This window comes from Ruminococcus sp. RTP21204st1_B2_RTP21204_210225, assembly GCF_040914135.1.
Classification (GTDB): Bacteria; Bacillota; Clostridia; order Oscillospirales; family Ruminococcaceae; genus Hominimerdicola; species Hominimerdicola aceti.
The window spans coordinates 91224-108531 of record NZ_JBCPGA010000004.1 but is presented as its reverse complement, the minus strand read 5'-3'; the positions used below and the strand labels follow the sequence as shown (position 1 = coordinate 108531).

The 17308-nt window shown below is 43.5% G+C and carries 14 protein-coding genes; 7 read left to right on the top strand and 7 right to left on the bottom strand.

Annotated elements, in window-relative coordinates:
* Window positions 1-221: 221 nt before the first annotated feature.
* On the bottom strand, window positions 222-1514 hold the full coding sequence (locus AB5123_RS02865; protein WP_337812054.1) for an amino acid carrier protein: 1293 nt from the start codon (window positions 1512-1514) through the stop codon (window positions 222-224).
* A 76-nt stretch (window positions 1515-1590) separates the two neighbouring features.
* Between AB5123_RS02865 and AB5123_RS02860 the strand changes: the two genes are divergently transcribed.
* The 6 genes from AB5123_RS02860 to AB5123_RS02835 all read left to right on the top strand — a co-directional run bounded on the left by AB5123_RS02860 (window position 1591) and on the right by AB5123_RS02835 (window position 9087).
* Entirely contained in the window at window positions 1591-2112 is a 522-nt protein-coding gene (locus AB5123_RS02860) for a PH domain-containing protein (protein ID WP_252190699.1), read from the top strand.
* A 24-nt stretch (window positions 2113-2136) separates the two neighbouring features.
* Window positions 2137-3624 (top strand): PH domain-containing protein, encoded by a 1488-nt coding sequence (locus AB5123_RS02855; RefSeq protein ID WP_195246925.1) that lies wholly within the window; start codon window positions 2137-2139, stop codon window positions 3622-3624.
* A 220-nt stretch (window positions 3625-3844) separates the two neighbouring features.
* Window positions 3845-4378: an RNA polymerase sigma factor gene (locus tag AB5123_RS02850; RefSeq protein WP_022288710.1), complete on the top strand. Its 534-nt coding sequence runs from the start codon at window positions 3845-3847 to the stop codon at window positions 4376-4378.
* Window positions 4378-6834: a hypothetical protein gene (locus tag AB5123_RS02845; protein ID WP_337812055.1), complete on the top strand. Its 2457-nt coding sequence runs from the start codon at window positions 4378-4380 to the stop codon at window positions 6832-6834. Before AB5123_RS02850 ends, AB5123_RS02845 begins: the two co-directional genes overlap by 1 nt.
* Before the next feature lie 216 nt (window positions 6835-7050).
* Entirely contained in the window at window positions 7051-8403 is a 1353-nt protein-coding gene (locus AB5123_RS02840) for an MATE family efflux transporter (protein WP_278339752.1), read from the top strand.
* A gap of 168 nt (window positions 8404-8571) precedes the next feature.
* Window positions 8572-9087, top strand: coding sequence for a hypothetical protein (locus AB5123_RS02835; protein ID WP_267300745.1), 516 nt, complete (start codon window positions 8572-8574; stop codon window positions 9085-9087).
* Window positions 9088-9240: 153 nt separating this feature from the next.
* On the opposite strand, the gene spoVAC is transcribed toward AB5123_RS02835, so the two are convergent.
* On the bottom strand, window positions 9241-9687 hold the full coding sequence (gene spoVAC / locus AB5123_RS02830; protein ID WP_022288714.1) for a stage V sporulation protein AC: 447 nt from the start codon (window positions 9685-9687) through the stop codon (window positions 9241-9243).
* Window positions 9688-9974: 287 nt separating this feature from the next.
* Between spoVAC and AB5123_RS02825 the strand changes: the two genes are divergently transcribed.
* On the top strand, window positions 9975-10814 hold the full coding sequence (locus AB5123_RS02825) for a hypothetical protein (RefSeq protein ID WP_347503347.1): 840 nt from the start codon (window positions 9975-9977) through the stop codon (window positions 10812-10814).
* 260 nt (window positions 10815-11074) lie between these two features.
* Here AB5123_RS02825 and AB5123_RS02820 read toward each other — a convergent pair whose 3' ends face one another.
* The 5 genes from AB5123_RS02820 to groES form a co-directional block, all read right to left on the bottom strand.
* Window positions 11075-12385 carry a S1C family serine protease gene (locus AB5123_RS02820; protein WP_368364506.1) on the bottom strand — a complete coding sequence of 437 codons (1311 nt, stop codon included), beginning with the start codon at window positions 12383-12385 and terminating at the stop codon, window positions 11075-11077.
* A 9-nt stretch (window positions 12386-12394) separates the two neighbouring features.
* Window positions 12395-13816 (bottom strand): HAMP domain-containing sensor histidine kinase, encoded by a 1422-nt coding sequence (locus tag AB5123_RS02815; protein WP_337812058.1) that lies wholly within the window; start codon window positions 13814-13816, stop codon window positions 12395-12397.
* Entirely contained in the window at window positions 13809-14513 is a 705-nt protein-coding gene (locus tag AB5123_RS02810) for a response regulator transcription factor (protein WP_022288718.1), read from the bottom strand. The genes AB5123_RS02815 and AB5123_RS02810 overlap by 8 nt, the downstream gene beginning before the upstream one ends.
* Window positions 14514-14894: 381 nt before the next feature.
* A complete protein-coding gene (gene groL / locus AB5123_RS02805; RefSeq protein WP_117877148.1) occupies window positions 14895-16538 on the bottom strand; it encodes a chaperonin GroEL in 1644 nt (547 codons plus the stop codon).
* Window positions 16539-16581: 43 nt separating this feature from the next.
* Window positions 16582-16854, bottom strand: a complete 273-nt coding sequence (groES, locus tag AB5123_RS02800) for a co-chaperone GroES (RefSeq protein ID WP_022288719.1) — start codon at window positions 16852-16854, stop codon at window positions 16582-16584.
* Between the last annotated feature and the right edge of the window lie 454 nt (window positions 16855-17308).

The following is a 17308-nucleotide window of genomic DNA, read 5'->3' as shown; positions in this document are numbered from 1 at the left end:
TTGTTTAATATCGGACTTTCATGTGCTTTTTTTCTCATTAAATCTGCACCTAGTCGGCTTACGCCGAATGAGGCTCTGCCTCAAACTCCGCAAGGGACTCTGTCCCTTGACCCTGCAAGCCCTCTAACGCCGGGCTTGTGCCTGCGTTTTACCTCTCGCTTCGCTCGGTGCTAACTTTTACTTTGTGCTTGTGCACAACTCTGGTCAGCTTTGCCAATTCCTCACTCCTCATTCCTCATTTCTACCTCTTTTCTCCACAACACCAATACCCCGATAACATTCGGTACTGCCATAAGTCCATTGAAAATATCCGACACTCCCCACACAAGCTCCATGCTCCACATCGTTCCAATGCACCCACAAGCTATAGCCATGATCCTATAGATCATATCACTTCGAGGGAAAAGGTATCTCCAAGCCCTCTCCCCTATAAAAAACCACCCTGCCACTGTCGCTAATGCAAAAAGTATCAGCGAACCTGACATGAAATACTTCCCAGCTTCACCAAGAGCAGCATTGTAAGCCCTCACTGCCATATCCTCCCCCGTGAGGTCAGTGCCGCTTATTATTATCACCACAGCCGTCAAAGTGCATATGACAAAGGTATCTATAAAAACCTCAGCCATTGCCCATGTTCCCTGCAATTCAGGCGACTTTATCTCGCACGAGCTGTGTACTGCCACCGTCGAACCTAAGCCTGCTTCGTTTGAAAACGCTCCACGCTTTAACCCCTCCACCATGGAAAATATTATCGTCCCTGCCACCGAGCCTGTCAAACAGGCACTCGGACAAAAAGCGTTTTTTATTATGAGCGTTATCGCTCCTGCGGCTTTTAATGGGTGAAATATTATCACTCCCAAACTGCCGCCTATGAAAAACACCGCCATTATCGGCACAAGCTTTTCGCAAAGACAAGCTGCTGAGTTTTTTCCCACAGCTACTAAAAATACGAAAATAAGCACCACAAGTGCAAATATATATGAGGGTATCCCAAACCCCTCTCGGGCAGCCGCAGCCGCCGAACCCGTCTGCACCATGTTGCCCATTCCAAGGGACGCACCCACCGTAAAAACTGCAAACAAAACAGCCGTGAGCTTCGTTCTGCCTATCTTTTCGAGATAAGACGCCGCACCGCAAAGCTTTCCGTCAGAGCATCTCACTCCCAGATAGTTTTCGCAGTAAGCAAGCCCCATTCCGAAAAATGCAGACACCCACATCCAGAATACCGAGCCTGCACCCCCTATCCTGATACATTCCCCCACGCCCACCACCGAGCCTGTTCCTACAGTTGCCGCAAGCGCCGTGGAAAATGTCTGAAACTGCGAGAGAGAATCGCTTTCGGAGCTTTCTTTTTTAAACAGCGTAAAAACCGTTTTCTTCATTATTTTTAAAATGTGTATCTGTGGAAATCCAAGCTTTATGCTCAGATATATTCCGCCCCCAAGCAAAAGTATCAAAAGCGGAACGCCCCACAAAAACGAATTTATCTTGTTTATTATAGCCGTAAGTTCCATAGCTTTCCCCCGAAAACACTTTTTTCGTGCAAATAATTGCCTTATAAATGATATGATATAAAAGGGAGATTAATTCTTGAAAACTGAGATAACCATACATACAAATACGCAAAAAAACAAACAGCGAGGTGAACGTCCTCAAATGCACAGATATAAGCCCTCAAAAATACCGCTTTTTATCTTCTGGGCTATCCTTGCGGTAATATTGTTTCTTATCCGCTATGCGGTCAATCTCATAGAAAAACTTATCCCATTTTCCGTGAATTATATCCTTATGCCACTGTGGATAATCGCCGCACTTTTTTGCCTGCTGGTGCTTCCCTTTTACTTCATCAGATCTTATTTCACCGTCAGCTCAAAAGAAGTCACCGCCTTTACAGGGCTTTTCTTTACCATGCGGCATTTTATGCCCACCTCGGCAATAAAATCCGTCACAACTATCATAACCCCACTGGGCAGTATAACAGGACTTAACTTCGTTGTCTTAAACGCCTTGGGCGCAAGACTTCTTATACCTTTTATGAGCCGCCGTGACGCCATGGAAATATCTGCCATAGTAAACAGCTCCATACGAAACAGAGAACGCAAAGAAGACTAGATACCATAGACAGGAAAGGTTTAAATGAGCCGCAGAGAAACTATCAAGGAAAAAAGAAGCTGGCTGAAGAATTTTTTCGCCCACCGCCAGCACCCTATAATGATATTATCTTATACAACTAAATATATGTGGCTTCTTGCTATCCCTCTTGCCAAGTATCTCATAGCCGCAAAATTCAACTTTCAAAGCTGGTTTCAGGCACATTGGGTTGATATCCTCACTATCACATTTATCTTCGGCTACGCTTTCCTGCGCTGGATATTTGTCTACTATGAGCTTGAAGAAGATTGCATCATAGCCCACACAGGCTATTTCGGCATAACACGAACAAAGGTCTATTTTGCCGAGATAAGCTCATTGTCACTGTCACAAGGATATATTTCCAGGCTTATACATTCCTGTGCCGTATACATAGACACCGATGCAAAATCACTGCAAAATGCAGATATAATGCTCACCCTTACAAAAAAACGAGCCTTTGAGCTTTATCATTTTGCCACTGCCAAATGCAAAAACAAACCTAAATATGTCTACAACTCAAAGAAAAGCCTGCTCGTTATATTCTCTCTTATCTTTTCATCAACTCTGTCAGGCATGATAATCGTTCTGTCGGTACTTTACGAAGCATATAGGATAGTAGGACGAGAGGCGGAGGAACAAATACTCCGCAGAGTGAATACGGAGATAGCAAAAGTTCCGGTGCTTGCAGAAGTGCCTGAATATATCCTTATCGCAGGCGGTGTTCTGGCAGGAGGCTGGCTCATATCATTTCTGTCAAATCTTATGCGCCACTGGAATTTTTCCTGCACACGCTGTGCCGACCTTTTCATAATCAGAAGCGGGATAGGCACAAGACGCAGACACGTCCTCTATAGAGATAGAGTAAACTATATCGACCTAAGACAATCATTGCTTATGAAGATATGCAAAATAACCTCTGTGTCTGCCCACTGTACAGGATACGGAAAAAGACGGCTTGAAATATCAGCACTTATACCGATAACGACAAACGGACAGGTTGACCGCTCCCTGAAGATGCTCATGCCGAAAATACCGCCTGTGAAAAGCGACATCTCCACAGGAAAAGCCGACCTTGGCAGATTTATAACGATACCGCTCATATGCACGTTTATACCCATCGTATCAGGAAGAGGAGCGCTTTACTTTTTTCCTAACTGGAAAAGAGAAATAACCATACTTGTTATACTAACTACCATACCATTGCTGTGGCTCGTGATAGTCAAGGCGGCGGCAGCGTTCACAACATCAATAGGCTTTGAAAACGGGTATTGTACATTGTCATATTGTAAATGGTATAGCTTTCATAAATCAATAGCCGCACTTGACAGAGTGTCAATGGTAACGGTCATGCAAAATCCGTTTCAGAAGATAAGCCATACTTGTGCCGTGAGAGTTTATACCAATTCGGAGAGTACAGACTATCATACTGTAAAGGGACTTAATTATGATAAGGTCATAAAATTGTTGAACAGGAATGGGTATGCGGTGTGAAAAAATGAGGAATGAGGAATTAGCATAGCAGACCAAAGTTACCCCCTCAACACCGAGCTAAGCGATTTTGCGGCGCCAGCACCTACACAGTTTGATAAACAAATATCATCAGGGACGACCACCTCGTCCCCGATTTTTTTATTCAAAAAAATATTTTTCACTGCAACATTTCAGTGAAAAATATACACTTATATTATGACGGACGACAGGGGGGATCAGATTGGACAAAAAGGGAAGAAAAAAGCTCGCAGAACTTGCGGTGAACGGCGATACGGACGCCTTTTCTAAGCTCTATGGAGAGATATATAAGGAGCTTTATTATTACGCCCTCGCTAACCTGCAAAATGCCGAGGACGCCGCCGATGCAGTGCAGGACGCTGTGCTGGACGGCTATATGAGCATCTCCTCGCTGCGGAAAAGCGAAGCTTTCGATAGCTGGATGTTCAAAATTCTGGTCGCCAAGATCAAACAAAAACAAAAGGAATACGCCCAAAGACGCTCTAACCTCGATTATATTAATGAAAGCGACGCAATAATCAAGGACGAAAACGGATTCGAGCGGTGCGAGATCTTAGAAGAGTTTGCTGATCTCAGTGAAGCGGAAAGACTCTGTATATCACTTCACTGTATAGCAGGCTACAAAGGCAGGGAGATAATGGAGATAACAGGTATTAAAGATACGACAGTCCGTTCCCATATATCCAGAGGTAAAGCAAAAATACGCAGTAAGCTGTTTGGAAAGGAGGTGACATGATGAGAAATTTAAGAAAACGCAGAAAGCTTATCAGACAAATGGAACAGGCAAACAAAATTCCTGATAAGCTCATGCCCCAGGAAATAAAAGATATGCTGGACGTGGCAGGCTTCAGACCCGTTATCGAAAATACTCCAAATAGTGCAGAGATAAAAATAAACAGCGGCAGAAGCAACGCCCTGAGATGTCTGGCTGTGGTGGCGGCTTTCGTCCTTGTGGTAGGCGGATTTGCTGTGCTTAGGTTCAGCAATACCCAGTTCGTCAAAAAATACCCCAATTCCGCTTCTTCACAGTCCGCTGACGCCTCAGGTCTTGACGGCCTCCGTGGAACGACCTATAAGGGTCTTTACAACTATATAAATAGCAACAGCAAAAACATAGAGGACTTTATAGTTGACAATAGCTATATATTCAAAAATATCGACACTTTGACTGTTGAAGACGATGACTATGTGGCTTTGTATAAGCAGGCACTTAGAGATCACCAGCTCACCCCTAACCCCGCTGATATACAGCTCACTCGCTCAGGCGTGGATATCACCCCCACAACAAGCATAGATGAGCTAGAAACAAACATAACCTACGGAAATGCCCATTTCATTACTGACAATGGCGGTATCGACGTTTATATTACCCAAAACGGAAATATCACAAAGTCAGAACAGGATATCTTTGCGGAAACCTTCCTTAAAAAAGGTCTTGTTGACATTGCCGAATACGAACAGTACGGCTGTAAGTTTGCTCCAAGCGTTGTTGCAATGTATTTGGATAATAACGAGCTTTACACTTTCTTCGACTTTATCTTACCCGTGAAGGCAGGAAAGAAAAACCTCGATATCGAATACTGCGGAATGTGCATGTTTGACGTGAGCGACCCTGAGAATATCAAGCTCATAAGCGAGTTTGAACAGCCCGGCGTGCTGGAGAGCATAAGAAAAGTTGACGGAAAATTTTTCATCGTGTCACGCTACACCCGAGCGGCTTCACTGCTCTTAGATGACCAAAAGCCCGAGGATATCGCACCAGTGCGATACATCAATGGTGAAAAACAGCTTTTTGAAGAAAGTGAAATGTATATCACAGCCAGAGATAATACACCGTCCATGATCCTGCTTTCGTCCTTTGACGGAAAAAATCAAGGCTCATACATGGCTTCAAAGCTTATCGCCTGCGGTGAAAGCAGCATCTTAATGGGAACAGACAACATTTACATTTTAAGAGCATATGGCTTTGAAAAAACAGACGGATACAGCACAGTGCCAACAAGAGCGCTTATTACAAGAATAAACTACGGCGGCGGCGACATGGAGCTTAACAAAACCCAGACCGTCACAGGCGCAGACGCCGAGCATATAAGCCACGCCATATCAGGCGACGAGTATAACGGCAGATTGTCGCTGTTCTCAAACGACTCTGCAAACATTTACGATATCAGCACACACAATATCTATTATAGCGGCATTAATATCTGCACCCTGTGGCTTTTTGACAATGACCTTGGCGGCCCTGTGAAAAAGGCCCTCACATACGAGGACACTGATTTCGAGAGTGCAAGATATAACACGTTCTATCATTCTATGCTGTATGTTTACAGAGATTATTCCTCCGCTTACAACAATGATGACACTTATCAGGCAGCGAACAATATCCAGCTTGATGAAGTATATGATTTCTCAGACCCTAACAAGATAACTCAGGTGCCCCCTGATGATAAAATGATAGCAGTGTCAACGGCAAACAACTTCTTCCATTATGGTACGAACTATAACGATGATATCGCCGTGCGCACCGACAGCACGTCATTCGGCTCTTTCAGCGTAAAAATACTCGACAAGAGCAAAACAGAAAAGCAAGAAACCCTTTTATACGGCTCAAGCGGCAAGGGCATAGCGAATGCTAACGGCACAGTGGATCAGGTGCAGGTCTATGACACAGAGGTAGTAAAGAAATTCAACTTCTTCAAGACTATACAGGAATACAAATATCACGAGAAAGAAATGGGAACAACAGTTGACGGAAAGGATATGACCCAAAGATCCGCCAGCACTATTTCTTCAAACTCCATAATAACAGACAACGAAAACGGATATATAGCCATACCATTATATGACGTTACCTCAGTTGGAAAGACCACTAACGGCTACGATCTGGACTATACCTATTATAATAAAACTATAGAAAAAATGCTGGTAATGAAATATGACATAGAAACAAAAACTTTCAGCGAGTATGGAACTATAAAGCTTGACGAATATACGGATTATTTTGACGATTATTTCGATCATGCTAGTGAAGACGAGATCACGGCTCTGGTCAACGACAATGACCAAAGAGACTGTTACCGCAGTGCATTTGTTCAGGACGGATATATTTATATCTTCTCCGACAGACAGATACGCTCATACAGCTATGCCGATCTCTCAAAACCCACTGACAGTGTAGACATAGTTAAATAGCATTACACCAAATTTCCCCTTTAGCACCCGACGGATAAATTTCTGTCGGGCGTTTTTTTGCTAAAACGTTTTCGTTATTGCACACAAATAAAACCACCGCAAATTGTATAGTATGTACAATAAATGTTCACAGTAATATAACCAATTGAAATTCTATTTGTGCTAAAATAATATGGTTTTAGGAATAAATATAAGACATAAATAGGAGAAAGAATTATGAAAGACCTAACGAAAGGAAATATCACAAAGCTGATATTGATGTTTTCCCTGCCCCTTCTGCTTGGCAACATTTTTCAGCTTTTTTATAATCTTGCCGACACCCGTATTGTGGGTCAGACCTTAGGCAAAAACGCCATAGCCGCCCTTGGCGCAACTTCATCAGTGAACACCGTTATAATAGGCTTTCTGAACGGTCTTACAAACGGCTTTGCCCTTGTGACAGCACGCTTTTTCGGTGCAAAAGAGTTTGACCGCCTGAAAAAGTCCGTCGCCCACGCCCTTACCCTCGGTATCGCAACGGCAATAGCCCTCACCGCCCTCAGCCTTGCCTTTATCGACCCACTGCTGAGAGCGTTGAACACGCCTGACAACATCTTTAAGCAGGCAAAAACCTATATAGTCATAATCCTTGCAGGAATGATAATATCAATGTTCTATAACATCTGCGCAGGTGTCCTCCGTGCAGTCGGCGACACTGTTTCGCCACTTATCTTCCTTATAATATCAACTATCGCTAATATCGGGCTTGACCTTCTCTTTATCCTGGGCTTTAAAATGGGCGTTGAGGGTGCAGCCTATGCCACCCTTATCGCACAGGGTATCTCAGTTGTGCTTTGTATAATATACATCATTAAAAAACACAAATTTCTTATCCCATCAAAAAGCGACTTCCGCTTTAACTTCAAGCTCGCAGGAGATATGTATGCAACAGGAGTTTCAATGGGACTTATGATATCTCTCGTTGGTATCGGCACTGTTATAATGCAGGGCGCAATAAATATCTTCGGCACTGACATAATAGTCGCCCACACCACCGCAAGAAAAATATCTGAGATCTTTATGCTCCCTATATCAGTTTTCGGTGCAGCTTCAGCAACCTTTTCAAGCCAGAACTACGGTGCAGGCAGGATAGACAGAGTAAAAGAGGGCGTGAAAAAAGCGACCCTCATAACATGGGGCTGGTCTGTTATCGTAATAGCCGCAACATGGCTTTTCACACCATTTTTCGCACACCTTATCACAGGTATCAGCGACCCTGAGATAGTGGGTACAGTGGAAAAATACATGAAAATAAACACAGCATTTTACTTTATCCTCGGCATAGTAATAGTTTTCAGAAACGCACTTCAGGGCGTAGGAGATAAGATAACACCTATAGCTTCAAGCATAATAGAGCTTTTGGGCAAGTTTGCAGTGGCAATGATACTCGCCCCACGCATGGGATATTTCGGCATCATGATAAGCGAACCCCTTGTGTGGGCAGGCATGGCAGTGATGCTCGGCATAGGCTTTGCCGCTAATAAGACCTTCCGTAAAGAGAATATCCCCAATACGGCAGAGCAAATGTAAATAGTTTGTTAACTCACATAAAACAGATAGCTCCCTATGTAGAAAAAAAGTAAGCCACTATTGATTTTATCAAAGAAACGTGTTATAATTAGTAAAAACATACAATTCACAAAAGTGTGGCTAACATACCATAGACGTGAAAGGGGGAAATGCCTGCAAACGGCAGGCATGACAGAAAAAATGCTTTCAAAAATATTGTCAAAAGAGGAATGTGCAAAGTGCAGGATATGCTGCTGCTTTGACAGCTATGATATATGGGAAACACCATATATCTCACAAACGCTTGCAAGCAAGATATTGCAGGAATATACCCCTAAGCAGGAATTTATAAAGAAGGAAAACCATTTCTTGTTCAAAATGGATAAGGAACAGAATGCAGACCTGTATTATTGCCCAATGCTGGATAACGAGAAGGGCTGTATATTAGGCGACGACAAACCGTTCGACTGCAGGATATGGCCGCTGAGAGTAATGGCACTGAATGAAACTAAAGTAATAACATTGTCGCCGGTCTGTCCTACTATGAATGAAAAGTCCATAAAGGAGCTGACGAAAACGGCTAACGAGCTGGCAGATCAGATATTTGAGTATGCAGACGAAAATCAGGAAGCCGTGAAACCGTATCTTGACGGCTATCCAATATTGGTGGTAGAGGGCAAGAAATATAAAGATACACTTGTATGATAAAAAGGGCAGCAAATTCGCTGCCCTTTTATTCTGCATAAAACATATCCAGTGCAGTGTTTCTATGTAGAGGCGACCTGAGGTCGCCTGCTGATATTATTTTTCGGTAGCCCACCAACATCATTTTTTTCGACAAACAGACCTCGCTGCTTGTTACCTCAAAAACAAATAATAAATAAGCCCGTAAAGCACACTAGCCAAAGTGCCGTAAAGAATAACAGGTCCGCTGATAATGAAAATTTTCGCCCCAAGCCCAAGAATATATCCCTCCGTCTTGAACTCAAGAGCAGGCGCCGCCACAGAGTTTGCAAAACCTGTTATGGGTACAAGCGTACCAGCACCTGCGTGCTTCGCTATGCGGTCATACCAGCCAAGACCTGTGAGAAGGGCCGATAAAAATATCAAAGTTATTGATACCGACATTGAGGCGTTATCCTTGGATAAACCTAAATATAAATACATATCCATAAGCGATTGCCCAATAACGCATATAAGTCCGCCAAATAAAAACGCCTTCGGTATGGTCACCCACCACTTTGTCCCCTTTGACGCCTCCTTGTACATCTCGCTGTATTGTGCCTTGCTCAAATTTATATCCATTTTGTTCTCGCTCCTTTTTGTTTCTGACTGCCAGTATTGTGCCACATAAAGCTCAGGTTATTCATATTTTAAGTGCACGATTTTCGCATGATTTGTTCAATATGTTGCTGTAAGGTTAATATTTTTATATAGTTTCAACAAGTTTTGTATAATGTAAACGATTTATCATAGGGAAATTTGTTAAAATAGTATCTTGAAAAAAATGCGAAAATTTTGTATCATATTCATTAGAGATATTCTATCTTAGGGGTAGTGTAACTGCCATTATTTTTCAGGAGGTTATTATAATGAAAGCTAAAAAAATTCTTGCTGCTGTCACAGCTCTTTCTCTGACAACAGTAGTATTCGCATCATGCGGCGATTCAGCTGATTCATCAAGCACACCTGCCGCAACAACAACTACAGCTGCTACTACAACTACAGCTGCAACAACTACAACAGCTGCTACAGAGGATTCTGCTGCAACAGGCGGCGGAGCAGGCGACTCTGCTGTAGCAGCAGACAGCACAGCTGACTCAAAGACAACAGGCGGTGACTCTGATTACACACCTGTAAAGACATTCGAGGGCTATGATGCATTCCTTATGTTCGGTGACGGAGAGTGGCTCTGGGGCAACTGGGAAGGTCAGGGCGAACCTGAAGCTACTAAAGCATTCGGCGTTGACGCTGACATAACAGGCGACGGTGAGTACACAGTTTCTATCACAAACGCTTCTATCTCTTATGACGATCCGGACGAGGGCATCAACCCACAGATCGCTCTTGACGGCGACTATGCTGTTGGCGCTCAGGGTTGCGTAGTAATGTGCGTTGATATCATCGGTCTTCTTAACGGCGAAAAACTCAAGGGCACAGGCGATCCTAAGACTGATAAGGAAACTCCAGGTAAGTACAACGCTGACGATCTCAAGGTAGAGCTTAAGTCTATCAAGGCTGACGGTCAGGAAGTTGCATTCGATAAAGCTAAGATCAAGTATGGCAACATCGAGGACAACAACAACTGCTACAGAATCGAGATCTACAACGATTACGGCGATACAGCTAAGGATTCTCCTATCGACAAGGACAATCTTGCATTTGAGGACAGCCTTGAGATTACATTCTCTATCGAGGGTCTTTCTGAATAATTTTTCATGAAAACTAAGAGCAGACCGCAATATGGTCTGCTCTTTTGTATTTTTATACATCTTTCCAGTGACAAAAAGTGTGACAGATTTTTTAAAATAGCTGTCACACTTTTATGTTGACATGAAACTAATGGGAATATATAATGATAGTATTATAGTAATTCTATAATATCATCACATATTTTATTAATCCCCTAAGAAAAAAGCCGTGGTACCCTTTCTTACCACAGCTTTTTTCTTTTTTTATCCACTTTTGTTATCTATTCCGCCTGACTGTCTGCCACCAGACCGCCGTTATCCGCCATAAGCTTGAATTTTATCTCAAACTCTTTCTCATCACCGCTGTCCGTCTTGCGATATACCTTGCAGACGACTTCATCTCCTGCCTGCTTTCCTGAAAACAGCGACGCTATATCCACCTCTCCTGCGGTGGACTTTCCGTCTATTTCCGTGATGATATCGCCCTCCACAAGGTCTGTGTTGGCAACGTCACAATCAGGGTTTATGGACACAATACAAATGCCCGGCTTTATACCGTATATCTCAGCAGTGGTGTCGCTGACAGCATAATAAGTCACACCTATCTTTACTCTGCCTGCCACATAGCCCTTTTCCATAAGTTCCTCGATAACAGGCTTCGCCTCGTCTATAGATACCGCAAAGCCTATGCCCTCATAGTCGCTTGAAGCAAGCTTCGATGAGGTTATCCCTATGACCTGCCCCCACATATTGAACAGCGCTCCACCTGAGTTACCGGGGTTTATGGCTGCGTCTATCTGTATGCAGTTCATTATTGTTGACGAGTTTTCAAGTCTTATCCTGCGGTTCACACCTGACACGATACCCTTTGTCACAGTGCCGTAATAGCCAGCCGGTGAGCCGATAGCGACTACCTCTTCCCCTGCATTCACCTGAGTTGAATCACCGAACTCAGCCGCCTGCAAGCCTTGTGCCTGTATCTTTATCACTGCTATATCCGTGGCAGAGTCCTGCCCCACCACCTTGGCTTCATACTCCGAATTGTCGCTTAGAACAACTTTTATGCCCGACTCCGCCGCATTTACAACATGAGCGTTTGTGACGATATATCCGTCAGCAGACATTATAACACCGCTGCCCTGACCTGCCGCAACATATCCACCCGAATTTTTGTAAACCTCTATAGATACCACAGCAGGAGAAAACCCCTTTGCGATACCCTCGGCAGTGTATCTTCCGTCAGCCTGATAAAATTCATCGTCAAGCTTCGGCTTGTCAGCCACAGGAAGCGTAAAGCTTATCTTCTCGTCCCCTGTAACAAGATTTCTCACCCAGCCGCTTCCCCTTATGGAGGTTATTGATATGGCTATTCCGATGCCTACAAAAAGCACCATAAAGCACAGCCTTGCAACTGCATGGCGCATACGCTCTCTGTAGCGGCTTCTTTTTTTTGCCGAATCAACAGCCGACCAAAAATCTTCGTCCACCTTGTGAGCGGCTACCGCTCCCTCAGGCAGCTTGTAATGCCCGGTTTCTTGGGCTGTATCTTCATTTTCATCATGCAGACAAGGCTGCTCTTCAAACTGCTCCATATGAGCCTCCTAGTCACCCTCCGCCTTGTTAGGCAGCGTGAACACAAATTCCGTATACTCGTTCTTAACGCTTCGTACCATTATCTTGCCCCCGTGGAGCTTTATGATAGAACGCACGATATTAAGTCCCAATCCAACGCCTGTCTTGTCAAGTCCTCTTGACTTATCGGTCTTATAAAATCTGTCAAACACCAGCGGAAGCTCGTCCTCAGACAGACCCTCACCGCTGTTTCTGATAGAAATGCTTGTCATATTGCCCTCAGGCTCAAAGTGAAACTCTATATAACCGCCCTTGTCAACAAACTTTATGGCGTTCTCTATCAAGTTATACATGACCTGATGAACAAGGTCGTTATCGGCATAAAGGGTCACTCTGTCAACGTCAAGACCTCTTACCTCTATCTGTTTCTCCTCAAGCCTTGGCTCGAAAGTCACAAGGGTATCGACTATCGGCTCAAGCACAGAGAAATACTGCAAATTAGGTTTAAGCTCGCCTGCCTCTATCTTTGCAAGATTGAGCATACTTCTTACGAGCCTTGCAAGTCTGTGTACCTCAGAGGAAATTATCTTAAGATAATATCTCTCCTGCTCCTTTGGTATGGTGCCGTCAAGCAGACCGTCCACAAAACCGCCTATAGACGTCATAGGCGTTCTAAGCTCATGAGAAACGTTCGCAAGGAAGCTATTTCGCATGGTGTCATAGCTTTTCAGGCTGGCAGCCATATCGTTGAAAGCGTTGCTGAGCTGTTCAAGCTCCGAGGTAGAATAATCAGGCAGGGTGACAGAAAAATCTCCTGCTCCTATCTTCTTTGATACCTCCGCTATCTCTTTTATAGGCTCTGTAAGCTTCAGCGTCATGAAATATACCAGAAACATTACTATGACCAGAACTATTATAGCGGAAACTATAAATATTTCCATTATGTTGTAGGTATAGTCGTCCTGAGCCGCCTTTGAACTGAATGCAAGCACATAATATTCAGGTCCATTCGCTTTGAACGACTTACCTATCACATGATATATAGCATCGAAAGCTCCTCCGAGATCCGAATAAACATACTCGCAATTGTCAGAAAAAGCTTCAAGCTCATGGACAGATATATTATGAGGGCTGCACACAGGATCCTTACTGGAGTTCACAAGCACTGCTCCCGTAGAGTCGCACAAGATAAAATCAGCGTTGCACGCCATTGAATACTGCATCATCTCATCTGTCACCGACTTTTTCCAGTCGGCAGGCTGAGCCAGCATTTCTTCCTGCGTATATAAAGCAAGAGCCTTGGTGTTTTTCTCCAACAGGCTCTTTTTTTCGTCAATAAAATACCTTGAAGAAACCAGCAGTAATACCGTTCCTAAGCACACAAAGCTTATAAGTATTACTGCTGAACAAATTACAAAGTATTTAAAGAATATGCTTTTACGATTACTCATGCGGTGTTTCAGCGACTTCAAACTTGTATCCTACGCCCCATACAGTTTTAAGTGCCCACTTGTCAGAAACGCCCTCAAGCTTCTCACGCAGACGCTTAACGTGAACGTCGATAGTTCTCGAATCGCCGTAATATTCAAAGCCCCATACCTCATCAAGGAGCTGATCTCTTGTATAAACTCTGTTCGGATTTGAAGCAAGGTGGAACAGAAGCTCAAGCTCCTTCGGCGGTGTATCAAGCACCTGACCGTTTACTCTCAGCTCATATCTTGTCATATTAACTGAAAGCTTGTCATACTTGACTTCCTTTATCTCAGCTTCGCCTGATGACTGACCTACTCTTCTGTAAACAGCCTTTATTCTTGCGATAACTTCCTTTGTATCGAAAGGCTTTACGATATAGTCGTCAGCTCCAAGCTCCAGACCAAGCACCTTATCAAATGTTTCTACCTTTGCGGTTATCATGATGATAGGCACGTTGGACTTCTTTCTTATCTCACGGCATACCTGCCAGCCGTCTATACCAGGCAGCATAATGTCAAGCAGTATGATGTCAGGCTTAAGAGCGTTGAATTTTACCACTGCTTCCTCACCGTCATGTGCAAGTATTACTCCATAGCCCTCCTTTTCAAGGTAAAGCCTGAGCAGCTCGCAGATGTTCTTATCATCGTCTACTACCAATACTCGTCCAAGCGACATATTTCATCTTCCTTTCGTTTATTTACTTCTTTTCATGCCCATTATTTCAAATTTTCGCACTTCTGAAAATTTGAACAAAAGACAATAATTATTCAAATTGATATAAGTATTATAACAAATTCACAAACCCATTGTGTGAATATTTATTTAACTTTTTATTAAATATCATAATTTGCTCCAATTTTAAGCGGACGTCTGCAACAATATGTATATATTTAATTTAATTAATCAATACTTTTGGATTTTACTTACAAAAACGCCGAGGATATTATTTGATTTTTGTAAACCATGTCATAAAATATTACCCATTCCATACAAACAGCCTCCGCAGGATAACTACGGAGGCTGTAAATTATATCAGATATTAGTCATGGGAGCTTATTAGTACATACCGCCCATTCCGCCTGCACCTGCTGCTGCGGCTGCCATAGCAGCGTCAGCCTGTGGGTCCTTCTTGTCTGCAACAAGGCTCTCAGTTGTGAGTACCATTGAAGCAACAGAAGCTGCGTTCTGGAGAGCTGAACGTGTAACCTTAGTAGGGTCAACGATACCTGCAGGTATCATGTCAACATACTCAGAAGTATAAGCGTTGAAGCCGTAGCCGACCTTTCTTGAACGGATTATCTTGTCTATGATAACGCTGCCCTCAAGACCTGCGTTCACTGCGATCTGTCTAACTGGTTCTTCAAGAGCCTTATAAACGATCTGAGCGCCTGTCTTTTCGTCACCGCTGAGCTTGTCAACGAGCTTCTTAACTGCTGGCATAGCGTTGATAAGAGCTGTTCCGCCGCCTGCTACGATACCCTCTTCAACAGCTGCCTTTGTAGCTGCCAGAGCGTCCTCGATCCTCAGCTTCTTCTCTTTCATTTCTACCTCAGTTGCAGCACCGACCTTGATAACAGCTACGCCGCCTGAAAGCTTAGCAAGTCTTTCCTGAAGCTTTTCTCTGTCGAAATCAGAAGTTGTGTTCTCGATCTGTGACTTGATCTGACCAACTCTTGCCTTGATATCGTCGCTGTTGCCAGCACCATCAACAATGATAGTGTTCTCTTTCTGAACGACTACCTGTCTTGCTCTGCCCAGCTGCTCCATAGTTGTTTCGCTGAGTTCAAGACCAAGTTCAGATGAAATTACCTGACCGCCTGTGAGGATAGCGATATCCTGAAGCATTTCCTTTCTTCTGTCGCCAAAGCCAGGAGCCTTTACAGCTACGCAAGTGAAAGTACCTCTCAGCTTGTTTACGATAAGAGTTGAAAGAGCCTCGCCCTCAACGTCCTCGGCAATGATAAGGAGCTTCTTGCCAGCCTTTACGATCTGCTCGAGAAGTGGAAGAATTTCCTGAATGTTAGAGATCTTCTTGTCTGTGATAAGAATGTAAGCGTCATCAAGGACAGCCTCCATTTTATCTGTATCTGTTACCATGTAAGGTGCGATATATCCTCTGTCGAACTGCATACCTTCAACGACTTCGCTGTAAGTTTCAGCAGTCTTTGACTCCTCAAGAGTGATAACGCCGTCAGCAGTTACCTTTTCCATAGCCTCAGCGATAAGCTTACCGATATTCTCATCAGCGGCAGAAACAGCACCTACTCTAGCTATCTCATCAGAGCCTTCTATCTTCTTTGAGTTAGCGACGATAGTTTCAACAGCAGTATCTACAGCCTGATCCATACCTTTCTTAAGTACCATTGGATTAGCACCTGCTGCGATATTCTTCATACCCTCTCTAACAAGAGCCTGAGCAAGCAATGTAGCTGTTGTTGTACCGTCACCGGCAGCGTCGTTAGTCTTAGTAGCGACTTCCTTTACAAGCTGTGCACCCATGTTCTCGAATGGGTCGTCAAGCTCGATCTCCTTAGCTATAGTAACACCGTCGTTTGTGATAAGAGGAGCACCATACTTCTTATCAAGAACTACATTTCTGCCCTTAGGTCCCAGTGTTATCTTAACAGTGTTTGCGAGCTTGTCGATACCGCTCTGCAAAGCTTTTCTTGCGTCTTCGCCAAAAATTATATCCTTAGCCATTGTAAATTACCTCCGTTTATATACTATTTAAAATGCAGTGAAATTAGTCAACAACTGCGAGAATGTCGTCCATTTTAACGATAATGAACTCTTCACCGTCCAGCTTAACATTAGTACCGCTGTACTTAGAGATAAGCACCTTGTCGCCCTTATTAACGCCCATAGTAACGTCCTTTTTACCAGGGCCCACAGCTATTACCTCTGCGACCTCAGGCTTTTCCTTAGCTGAGCCTGTGAGAATGATACCGCTCTTTGTGGTTTCCTCAGCCTCTGTCATCTTAACTACAACTCTGTCCTGCAATGGTTTGATCGCCATGATAAGTTCCTCCTTTTATAATACCAATTATAAGCTTTGTAAAATATTGTGAGCTACTGTATTTTTAGTCTTTTCAGCACTCTCACCGTTTGATTGTTAGCACTCAGTCTTTCTGAGTGCTAATTATATTTTAGCACCTTTTTCGCAAAATTCAAGTCATTTAAGGTCATTTATGTGATTTTTGTAGGATTGCACAATATCTATCAGGATAAAAATTGGTTTCAGAAGCATATTGTACAATTTATTAAGGGGTATTGCAGGTCTGAAATCAGATTTTCGGGTGGGGATAAATGTATTCAATGGAGGTATGCGTATCAACAGTATCCATAATTGTAGGGGACGACGCCCTCGGCGTCCCGATATTCCTCACCAATTGAATTAACGGAGATTATCACAACAATGTCACCCCGAATAATTCAACATCGAAGATACCAAAACCACGGCGTTACCTCTC

Excerpts from the sequence above, each read along its gene's own strand:
- AB5123_RS02865 (WP_337812054.1), bottom strand. The coding sequence starts at position 1,514 with ATGGAACTTACGGCTATAATAAACAAGATAAATTCGTTTTTGTGGGGC.
- AB5123_RS02855 (WP_195246925.1), top strand. The coding sequence starts at position 2,137 with ATGAGCCGCAGAGAAACTATCAAGGAAAAAAGAAGCTGGCTGAAGAAT.
- AB5123_RS02845 (WP_337812055.1), top strand. The coding sequence starts at position 4,378 with ATGAGAAATTTAAGAAAACGCAGAAAGCTTATCAGACAAATGGAACAG.
- AB5123_RS02840 (WP_278339752.1), top strand. The coding sequence starts at position 7,051 with ATGAAAGACCTAACGAAAGGAAATATCACAAAGCTGATATTGATGTTT.
- AB5123_RS02835 (WP_267300745.1), top strand. The coding sequence starts at position 8,572 with ATGACAGAAAAAATGCTTTCAAAAATATTGTCAAAAGAGGAATGTGCA.
- spoVAC (WP_022288714.1), bottom strand. The coding sequence starts at position 9,687 with ATGGATATAAATTTGAGCAAGGCACAATACAGCGAGATGTACAAGGAG.
- AB5123_RS02825 (WP_347503347.1), top strand. The coding sequence starts at position 9,975 with ATGAAAGCTAAAAAAATTCTTGCTGCTGTCACAGCTCTTTCTCTGACA.
- AB5123_RS02820 (WP_368364506.1), bottom strand. The coding sequence starts at position 12,385 with ATGGAGCAGTTTGAAGAGCAGCCTTGTCTGCATGATGAAAATGAAGAT.
- AB5123_RS02815 (WP_337812058.1), bottom strand. The coding sequence starts at position 13,816 with ATGAGTAATCGTAAAAGCATATTCTTTAAATACTTTGTAATTTGTTCA.
- AB5123_RS02810 (WP_022288718.1), bottom strand. The coding sequence starts at position 14,513 with ATGTCGCTTGGACGAGTATTGGTAGTAGACGATGATAAGAACATCTGC.
- groL (WP_117877148.1), bottom strand. The coding sequence starts at position 16,538 with ATGGCTAAGGATATAATTTTTGGCGAAGACGCAAGAAAAGCTTTGCAG.
- groES (WP_022288719.1), bottom strand. The coding sequence starts at position 16,854 with ATGGCGATCAAACCATTGCAGGACAGAGTTGTAGTTAAGATGACAGAG.